At 27.4% G+C, this 1,652-nt stretch carries 2 protein-coding genes; one reads left to right on the top strand and one right to left on the bottom strand.

What is annotated here, in order from left to right:
- Positions 1-1,140: bifunctional folylpolyglutamate synthase/dihydrofolate synthase (locus AMN95_RS02185; RefSeq protein ID WP_256997922.1), on the top strand; the 1,140-nt coding region annotated here is incomplete at its 5' end.
- On the opposite strand, the gene AMN95_RS02180 is transcribed toward AMN95_RS02185, so the two are convergent.
- A complete protein-coding gene (locus AMN95_RS02180) occupies positions 1,137-1,454 on the bottom strand; it encodes a thioredoxin family protein (protein ID WP_075522359.1) in 318 nt (105 codons plus the stop codon). The genes AMN95_RS02185 and AMN95_RS02180 overlap by 4 nt on opposite strands.
- Between the last annotated feature and the right edge of the window lie 198 nt (positions 1,455-1,652).

The raw sequence follows: 1,652 nt of genomic DNA, 5'->3' as shown, positions 1-1,652 counted from the left end.
GTATGTGGAACAAACGGAAAAGGAAGTACAATTTCATTCTTAAGATCAATACTTAAAGAGGCAAATATCAAATGTAATATATATACCTCGCCTCATGTCAAACGAATAAATGAAAGATTTATTTATAACGATGAGATGATAAGTAATGATGAACTCTCAAATTTATTAAATGAAGTTATGGAAATCAATAACGGTAAACCCTTAACATATTTTGAAGCTCTCACTGCTGCATTTTTTTATGGGTGTAAAAAATATAAAAATAATCTAGTGATTGCAGAATTTGGCTTATTTGGAAGAGGAGATGCTGTTAATATTCTTAAAAAGAATCTTTGTAATATAATAACTTCTTGTAGTGAAGATCATCTCGATTGGCTACCAAAGCATGATAGAACTATTGAAAGAATTATTTATGAAAAAACTTCATCTTTACTTGAAAAAAATATAGTTGTTGCAAAACAAAATTCTATTGAAATTACAGAATATATAAAAAAAAATATTTACAAAAATAAAGCAAATAAATATTTCTTTAATGAACATTATAGCTTTGCTTTAAAAGAAAATAATTTCTTTTACTATGAGGATAAATTTGGTGGTTTAAATATTCCAATGCCAAACTTAAATGGCCATTTTCAAATAGAAAATGCGTCTACGGCTATTGCAACATTAAGAATTTTGGATGATATTAAAATTAAAGATCAAAACATAATAGATGGAATTCAAAAAGCGACTAACATTGCTAGATTGGAGGAGATTAAATCAGGTAAACTAAAAGATTTGATTAAAAACAATAGACTTATTCTTGACTCATCACATAATCCTGGCGGATCAAAAGTTTTAAATGAGTATCTTCAAACTTTAAACTCAAATAAACATATTATAATTGGAATGATGGCTAATAAAGATCACAAAAAATATATTTCTTTTTTTAAAGACATTGCATCATTAACTACGATTGATATACCTAACCAACCTAATGCTATAAGCGGAAGAGATTTAAAAGAAAAATTTAAAAGTATTGCCAATGTTAAGTATAAAAAAAGTATTAAAGAGGCAATACTATCTATATCACTTAAAGAAAATGATATTATTATAATAACTGGATCTTTGTATTTAGCGGGTGAAGTGCTAAATTTAAATTAAATATTTTTATTTAAGAATTCTTTCATGTGACTTTCTGGAACGCCTCCGACTTTTCTATCTACTTCAACACCTTTTTTGTAAATTATTACAGTTGGTACACCTCTTATTCCTGCAGCACTTCCAGTATTGATACCACCATCTTCTATATCTGCATAATAAAAACCAGCCTTGTCTTTATATTCTTCAGACAACTTATCCATAACCGGCTTTAAACTTTTGCAAGGACCACACCATGCAGCAGAAAACTGAATCACAGAAACATCTTCGTTTTTAATTTTATTTTCAAAGTCTTCGTCTTTAAAATCTATAAGCATAAAATTGATATAAATGATTTGAGTTTATATTCAATGATCAAAAACAACTTTTTCATATTTATCAACTAAGCGTCTGAATATTTTTGTTCTAAATTCATGACATAATCATTTATTCCATCAAGAAATTTAAGTTTTTCGTCTACCTACACAGGCATTACCTCTGACTTTATCTAATTTTATAAGTGCGAACTTTTGAGG

This window comes from Candidatus Pelagibacter communis (assembly GCF_001180185.1).
GTDB lineage: Bacteria > Pseudomonadota > Alphaproteobacteria > Pelagibacterales > Pelagibacteraceae > Pelagibacter > Pelagibacter ubique_F.
This window is presented reverse-complemented; position numbering and strand designations above follow the sequence as displayed.

What these genes read in the sequence shown, in the direction of transcription:
- AMN95_RS02180 (WP_075522359.1), bottom strand. Translation starts at nt 1,454, where the DNA reads ATGCTTATAGATTTTAAAGACGAAGACTTTGAAAATAAAATTAAAAAC.